This is a genomic window from Colwellia sp. E2M01 (assembly GCF_018860585.1).
Classification (GTDB): Bacteria; Pseudomonadota; Gammaproteobacteria; order Enterobacterales; family Alteromonadaceae; genus Colwellia.
In genome coordinates, this window is record NZ_JAHKPR010000054.1 from 81,311 (window position 1) to 89,565 (window position 8,255).

The 8,255-nt window shown below is 36.3% G+C and carries 7 protein-coding genes; 6 read left to right on the top strand and 1 reads right to left on the bottom strand.

Annotated elements, in window-relative coordinates:
- Positions 1-186: 186 nt before the first annotated feature.
- Positions 187-2,418 carry an NADP-dependent isocitrate dehydrogenase gene (locus KO502_RS11490; RefSeq protein WP_216022704.1) on the bottom strand — a complete coding sequence of 744 codons (2,232 nt, stop codon included), beginning with the start codon at positions 2,416-2,418 and terminating at the stop codon, positions 187-189.
- 508 nt (positions 2,419-2,926) lie between these two features.
- On the opposite strand from KO502_RS11490, the gene KO502_RS11495 reads away from it, so the two are divergent.
- The 6 genes from KO502_RS11495 (at position 2,927) to KO502_RS11520 (ending at position 8,216) form a co-directional block, all read left to right on the top strand.
- The gene (locus KO502_RS11495; RefSeq protein WP_216022705.1) at positions 2,927-3,565 is read left to right on the top strand and encodes a pseudouridine synthase; all 639 of its coding nucleotides are present in this window, start codon (positions 2,927-2,929) and stop codon (positions 3,563-3,565) included.
- Positions 3,558-4,034 (top strand): NUDIX hydrolase, encoded by a 477-nt coding sequence (locus KO502_RS11500; protein ID WP_252730735.1) that lies wholly within the window; start codon positions 3,558-3,560, stop codon positions 4,032-4,034. Before KO502_RS11495 ends, KO502_RS11500 begins: the two co-directional genes overlap by 8 nt.
- 118 nt (positions 4,035-4,152) lie before the next feature.
- Complete coding sequence (gene mnmA / locus KO502_RS11505) at positions 4,153-5,307, top strand: tRNA 2-thiouridine(34) synthase MnmA (protein ID WP_216022707.1); 1,155 nt, start codon at positions 4,153-4,155, stop codon at positions 5,305-5,307.
- A gap of 19 nt (positions 5,308-5,326) precedes the next feature.
- Entirely contained in the window at positions 5,327-5,956 is a 630-nt protein-coding gene (hflD, locus tag KO502_RS11510) for a high frequency lysogenization protein HflD (protein ID WP_216022708.1), read from the top strand.
- 148 nt (positions 5,957-6,104) lie between these two features.
- Positions 6,105-7,475, top strand: a complete 1,371-nt coding sequence (gene purB / locus KO502_RS11515) for an adenylosuccinate lyase (protein ID WP_216022709.1) — start codon at positions 6,105-6,107, stop codon at positions 7,473-7,475.
- A 267-nt stretch (positions 7,476-7,742) separates the two neighbouring features.
- Complete coding sequence (locus KO502_RS11520; protein WP_216022710.1) at positions 7,743-8,216, top strand: N-acetyltransferase; 474 nt, start codon at positions 7,743-7,745, stop codon at positions 8,214-8,216.
- The last annotated feature ends 39 nt before the right edge of the window (positions 8,217-8,255 follow it).

Sequence of the window (8,255 nt, forward strand, 5' to 3'; positions counted from 1 at the left end):
AATTTAACGGACTTGGTATCACTATGATTTCCTTGTGTTTTCGACACCGACTCCATTAAGCTTTATATCTTTTATTGCAAACATAAAAAAAGCTAAGTATTGCTACTTAGCTTTTTTGACGCCTTATATTCTATTTTACTAGCTCTATTACCTATAAGATAAAAAGCGCTAGTTGCTTAACTTATCTTAAACAAGTGAAGCTAAAATTGTGTTTAGTGTTTCACTAGGACGCATAGCTTTTGCCACTAAATCAGTATCAGCTAGGTAATAACCGTTAACGTCATTTGCAACACCTTGTGCGCCATTTAACTCAGCTACAATAGCTTCTTCTTTAGCAGTTAACTCTTTAGCAAACTCAGTAAATTGAGCTTTCAATTCTGCATTATCGTCTTGTGCCGCAAGTTCTTGTGCCCAGTAAAGACCTAAGTAGAAATGTGAACCACGGTTATCAATTTGACCTACTTTACGTGCTGGAGATTTGTTTTCTGCTAAGAAAGTTGCTGTTGCAGCATCTAACGTATCAGCAAGTACTTGTGCTTTAGCGTTACCAGTAGTTACTGATAAGTGTTCTAAAGAAGCAGCTAATGCTAAAAACTCACCTAAAGAATCCCAACGTAAGTAGTTTTCTTTATCGAATTGTTGAACATGCTTAGGAGCAGAGCCGCCAGCGCCTGTTTCGAATAAACCACCACCGTTCATTAATGGAACGATTGAAAGCATTTTAGCTGACGTGCCTAATTCTAAAATTGGGAATAAATCAGTTAAGTAATCACGTAAAACGTTACCCGTTACAGAGATAGTATCTAAACCATCTTTAGCACGTTGTAATGTTACTTTAGTTGCTTCAACTGGTGGTAAAATTTGAATATCTAAACCAGTTGTATCATGTTGTGGCAAGTATGCATTAACTTTTTTGATCATCTCTGCATCGTGCGCACGATTTTCATCTAACCAGAAAATAGCTGGAGTATTTGATAAACGTGAACGATTTACAGCAAGCTTAACCCAATCTTGAATTGGTAAGTCTTTCGCTTGACACATACGGAAGATATCACCCGCTTCAACGTTTTGTTCCATAAGAACAGCACCTGATGCATCAATTACTTTAACAACACCGTCTGCTTCCATTTGGAATGTTTTATCGTGCGAACCGTATTCTTCAGCTTTTTGCGCCATTAAACCAACGTTAGGAACAGTACCCATTGTTGTTACGTCAAATGCACCATTTTCTTTACAGAAAGCGATAGTTTCAGAATATAACGTTGCATAACAACGATCAGGAATTACTGCTTTAGCATCTTGTTCATCACCTGCAGCATTCCACATTTTACCGCCGCCACGGATCATAGCTGGCATTGAAGCATCAATAATTACATCGCTAGGTACGTGTAAGTTAGTAATACCTTTGTCTGAATCAACCATTGCCATTGCAGGAGCATCTGCATAAACAGCGTCTAAATCAGCAACAATCTCAGCTTGCTTAGCTTCATCAAGTGTTTTGATTTTAGCGTAAACATCACCAATACCGTTATTTACGTCAACACCTAACTCAGCAAACAAATCAGCGTGCTTAGCAAATACGTCTTTGTAGAATACAGATACACATTGACCGAAGATGATTGGGTCTGAAACCTTCATCATGGTTGCTTTCATGTGTAATGAGAATAAAACGCCTTGCTCTTTAGCATCTGCGATTTGCTCAGCTAAGAATGCTTGTAATGCTTTTGAACTCATTACTGAAGAATCAATGATTTCACCGGCTAATAAAGGCGTAGACTCTTTTAATACATTAACTGAACCATCTTTACCTGTGAATTCAATTTTAACGTCTGTTGCATCAGCAATAGTTACTGATTGCTCGCTACCGTAAAAGTCACCTTCGCTCATGTGAGCAACGTGTGATTTAGAGTCTTTTTTCCACTCGCCCATACGGTGAGGGTTATTTTTAGCAAATTGTTTAACTGAACCAGGCGCACGACGGTCTGAGTTACCTTCACGTAATACTGGGTTTACTGCTGAACCTAATACTTTTGCGTAAGCTGCTTTGATTGCTTTTTCTTCATCAGTTTTTGGCTCTGATGGGTACTCTGGTAAAGCAAAACCTTTCGCTTGAATTTCTTTAATTGCTGCTTGTAATTGTGGAATTGAAGCAGAAACGTTTGGTAACTTAATGATGTTTGCTTCTGGTGTTTTCGCTAATTCACCTAATTCAGCTAATGCGTCAGCTGTTTTTTGTTCTTCAGGTAAATAGTCAGATAAGTTGGCGATGATACGCGCTGCTAATGAAATATCACGAGTTTCAACATTAATACCTGATGATGCAGTGTAAGCTTGAATAATTGGCAATAAAGAATATGTTGCTAATGCTGGCGCTTCATCGGTAATGGTATAAATAATTTTAGAGTTATCAGTGCTCATTGAGTTTCCTACTTTAATTAGCCAAACGCTCTGGCGGTTGTAATATATTTGAAAAGTTAAGATAATTTAGATATTAACTTTTCAAATATATACATACTTATACCAAAGCAAAAATTTTATTTTTCGCGCGTAGATTATACTGTTATTTAAAGCATATGAAAATAGAGGATACTAAATCGGTTAAACTTACGACCACTATAAAATATTTATTTTAACTATTAAAACAGTAAGTTAATAAAAAACCTTTATCAATTCGACATAAAATATTCATATAAAATTTAATATATCTTTTTTCTTCTTTTACAAAAAAAATTAAAAAGAGAAAAAACGCAGTCATATATTAGCACATTCTTCGAGTTCAAAGCTTAATAACAGCATTATTGATTATTATAATGACTATTATTTTAATCAATACCTTACTAGTTAACCTAAACTTGCTTAGCATTGAAAATCATCAACACTCAAGATAAGCTACTCTGTATGTACTTTATAAATAGTTACTTCTGCAATGAAACTTAGTAAAAATTCACCTTCGCCACGCTCCAAAAAATTTAGTCATAGCAATAAGACTCATAAAATTTTGAAAGTAACTAAAAGTAGACCTGCGCCAAAAGATCGTAAAGTTATACTTTTTAATAAACCCTTTGATGTTTTGTCGCAATTTACTGATGAAGGACAGCGGAGAACATTAAAAGACTTTATCGATATACCTGATGTATACGCTGCAGGCCGCCTTGATAGAGACAGTGAAGGTTTATTACTCCTTACCAATGACGGACAATTACAACATCAAATTGCCAATCCAGTAAAAAAAACGGAAAAGACTTATTGGGTACAAGTTGAAGGTTCGCCAGCAGAGCAAGATTTAGCCAAGTTACGCCAAGGCATTGAATTAAAAGACGGTATGACCAAACCCGCCAAAGTTAGCGTAATGAATGAGCCAAAAGTTTGGGATCGCATACCGCCAATAAGAGAGCGCGCGAGTATTCCAACTACTTGGTTAGAAATAACAATTAGTGAAGGCCGTAATAGACAAGTGAGACGCATGACTGCCAATATCGGTTACCCTACCCTCAGACTTATTCGTTATCGTATTGGTGATTGGACAATTGATAATATTCAAAATGGAGAATATAAAGTTGCTTAACGAAATCAATGAACATGGTGAAAGTCAATTCAAACCTAACACAACAGTCGCTGCAGTTATCCACCATCAAGGTAAGTTCTTATTTGTTGAAGAGCTTGAAAATAACAATATTGTTTTTAATCAACCTGCGGGACACTTAGAAAAAGGTGAAAGTCTTATCGCGGCAATTGAGCGTGAAGTATTGGAAGAAACAGGCCTTGCCCTCTCTCCAGATTATTTGTGCGGTATTTATTATCACCACCGACCAGATCTCGCCTTATATTTTTTACGTTTCTGTTTCGTTATCGAATTGGACCAATACCTAAAAGGCCAACCACAAGACGTTGAAATTCTGGCAACGCACTGGTTTTCTCTTACTCAAATAAAAGAAAAACACAATCAATTACGTAGTGCTATGGTATTAGAATGTATAGAAGATTATCTTGCAGGTAATAAAATAGAATTATCGCAATTAAAATCTAATCTTTAATCTACAACCTTCATCTTGCTCATGTTATAATTTTGCGCCTCTGATTTTGCGCGTCAGCTATTTTCGCGCTTTATTAGTAAACTTTTACGCATAATTTTAAGTATACGGTCTTATAAACATGTTAACAGCCACAAATAATTCTCTATTAGATAAAACACCTGAACAAACCAAAGTTATTGTTGGTATGTCTGGTGGTGTCGACTCTTCAGTTTCTGCTTACTTGCTTCAACAGCAGGGTTACCAAGTAGAAGGTTTATTTATGAAGAATTGGGAAGAAGATGATACCGATGAGTACTGTGCCGCAGCCCAAGACTTAGAAGATGCACAAGCTATTTGTGACAAACTTAATATAAAATTACACACCATTAACTTTGCGACCGAATACTGGGACAATGTTTTTGAGTATTTTTTAGAAGAATATAAAGCAGGACGTACGCCAAATCCTGACATTATGTGTAATAAAGAAATTAAATTTAAAGCCTTCTTAGAATTTGCCTGTGAAGATTTAGGTGCTGATTACATTGCCACAGGTCATTACGTACAACGCGAATTGCGCGATGGCGCTTGGAAAATGATCCGCGGTTTAGATAACAACAAAGATCAAAGCTACTTTTTATATACCTTAAACGAAGCGCAATTAGCGCAAACGCTTTTCCCTGTTGGTCATATCGAAAAACCAGAAGTTCGTGCTATTGCCGAAGAAGCTGGTTTAGTTACTCATGATAAAAAAGATAGCACGGGTATTTGTTTTATTGGTGAACGTAAATTTAAAGATTTTCTTGGTCAATACTTACCGGCAAAACCAGGCATTATTGAATCCGCAGAAGGCGCAGAAATTGGTCATCACGACGGTTTAATGTATCACACACTGGGTCAACGCAAAGGTTTACGTATTGGCGGTTTAGCGGATGCCGGTGAAGAGCCTTGGTATGTGGTTGAAAAAGACTTATTACGTAACGTGCTTATTGTCGGTCAAGGTCATAACCACCCTCGCCTATTCTCAAAAGGTTTGATTGCTAATCAACTCCATTGGGTTGACAGAAAAGCGTTAACAACGAGCCTTCAATGTACAGTAAAAACACGTTACCGCCAAGAAGACGTTGCTTGTACTGTAACTTTAGTTAAAAGCGCAATGGACAGTAAATCAGCAACCGATGAATACCAAATTGACTTTGCCGAGCAGCAAAGCTCGGTAACTCCTGGACAATCCGTTGTATTTTATCAAGGTGATGTTTGTTTAGGTGGCGGTATCATTGACACGCTAATTCGTTAAAGGAATTTTAAAACTAATAATGAAAGATCAAACGATAACTTTTGCCGCGCTTTGTCAAGTTGCTCATCATGTACAGCAAGTATCTCATCATAGCCGTATTAGTGATGAAGACATGTCTGTTTTACTGAATAGTTTAATTCAAATGTCTCCTGAAAATACCTTAGCGGTTTACGGCGGTAAACTTGCAAATCTAAAGCAAGGGCTTGAGTTATTAGTTGAACATTTAAGTGGTACAACTAAGACTAATGAAACAAAAGAAAAAGATCCTGAATTTACTCGCTACCTCATTAACCTAATTAATTTGGAGCGACGCCTTAACAAGCAATCGAAACAGCTATCACTTTTAGGTGAACGTCTTGAAGCGTGTAACAGACAACTTGAACATTACCCTATAACCAGTGACACGTTAATTGCCAGTTTCGCGAGCATTTATAGTGATATAATTAGCCCGCTTGGCGCTAGCATTCAAGTAACTGGCAACCCGGCTATTTTAAAGCAAACAAGTAATCAACATAAAATACGCGCATTACTGTTATCGGGGATCAGAGCCGCAGTATTATGGCGTCAAGTTGGCGGCAAACGCAGAAACATACTATTTCATCGTAAAAAGATAGTAAGTACCGCAAAAGAGTTACTTAACACTATTTAAAAAAGAACATGAAAATCAGCTTTTCAAAAAAAGCTTAAAAGAATTTAAAAATATTTAATCAAAAATTTGAATACTATTTAACTCTCACCAAGCAGGTTGAATTACCCTGTAAAAGTAAGAGCACATTAATATAACCTAGGAAAATACTATGGAACTTTCAGCATTAAGTGCAATATCGCCAGTAGATGGTCGTTACGGCAGTAAAGTAAAGTCATTACGCCCTATTTTTAGTGAATTTGGCTTAATTAAATACCGTGTAACCGTTGAAGTACGTTGGTTACAAAAACTTGCAGCAACTACCGCTATTGCCGAAGTTCCAGCATTTTCAGCAGAAGCTAACGCAGTATTAGATGCAATTGTTGCTAACTTTAGCGAAGCTGATGCACAAAACATTAAAGATATTGAAGCAACAACAAACCACGACGTTAAAGCGGTTGAATACTTCTTAAAAGAAAAAATCAGTGACAATGCTGAATTAAACGCTGTAACCGAATTTATTCACTTTGCTTGTACTTCTGAAGATATTAACAATTTATCTCACGGTTTAATGTTAAACGATTGTCGTGATACAGTTTTATTACCAGAAATAGATAACATTCTAGCAGCAATTAAAGCATTAGCAGTAGAATACAAAGCCATTCCAATGATGTGTCGTACTCACGGACAACCAGCTTCACCTAGTACTCTAGGTAAAGAAATGGCTAACGTTTATGTACGTTTACAACGTCAACGTGAACAAATTGCTAACGTTGAAATGTTAGGTAAAATTAACGGTGCTGTAGGTAACTACAATGCTCACTTAAGCGCTTACCCTGAAGTAGATTGGCATCAATATGCTAATGAATTTGTTACTTCATTAGGTTTATCATTTAATCCATTCACTACACAAATTGAACCGCATGACTACATTGCAGAATTATTTGATGCAGTAGCACGATTTAACACTATATTAATCGATTTCGATCGTGATATTTGGGGTTACATCGCTATGGGTCACTTCAAGCAAAAAACGATTGCAGGTGAAATTGGTTCATCAACAATGCCACATAAAGTTAATCCTATTGATTTTGAAAACTCAGAAGGTAACTTAGGTATTGCTAACGCATTATTCACTCACCTAGCGCAAAAACTACCAATTTCTCGCTGGCAACGTGATTTAACTGACTCAACAGTTTTACGTAATTTAGGTGTTGGTTTTGCTCACACTATGATCGCTTACGGTGCCACTTTAAAAGGTATTAGCAAGCTAGAAGTTAACGAAGCTAACTTAGCCGCTGAATTAGACAGCAACTGGGAAGTATTAGCAGAGCCAATTCAAACAGTAATGCGTCGTTACGGCATCGAAAAGCCATACGAAAAGCTTAAAGACCTTACTCGTGGTAAGCGTGTAAATGGCGATTCAATGCGTGAATTTATCATGACATTAGAATTACCAGATTCAGCTAAAGCGGCATTATGTGAAATGACGCCAGCTAGCTATATTGGTAGAGCGGTAGCATTTATTGATGAATTGAAATAATTTTCAATTTAATTTTTACTCGTTATATTTGACGAGTTGAAATATTATAAATGTAATAAAAAGAAGGCATTACGCCTTCTTTTTTTGTGCCTAATTATCAATCTTTCTTATATAACCAGCCATAAACCACAAATAACCCTGTTTAGCGGTTGGCAAAATTAAAAATCATTTACTAGTCTAAGTTTACTCTTTGAAAAGTTCAAAGAGGTTTTTTATCTATTCTTTTTGGGTTCTATTCTTTTTGGGTTGTTAACGTCGGGTTATTAAATGTCTTACAGTATTAGTCAAGTTAAATGGCAACAAGCCGCTCCTCTACTTAAAAACATCCGTGAAAAAGTCTTTGTCTGTGAAAAACGTATCCCTAAAAAAATTGAATTTGATAAGGGTGACCGCACTGCTTATCACATGCTAGTGTGTGATGACAAAAGTCAAGAGCCTATTGCTACCGGTCGTATATCGCCAGAAGGTGAAATTAGTCGCATTGCTGTTGTAATGGGACATAGAAGTAAAAAAGTTGATGCGTTTATTATGCAAGGTTTATTTAGTATTGCTCATGAATTATCATTAGAAGAAGTTTTTATTTCGAGCCCTCTCGAGAAAGTAGGTTACTTTACCGAATATAATTTTCTTCCTGTTGGATCTGTTTATATGGTTGCTGGTATGCCAAAGCAGCGTATGGTGTGTAAAATAATTGAAAAAGATACTTCTACTAAACCTGAAAGATATTACCTTAATCAATAATAGTTAAATATTTCATTGGAAATTAGCTTTATCAAAAAA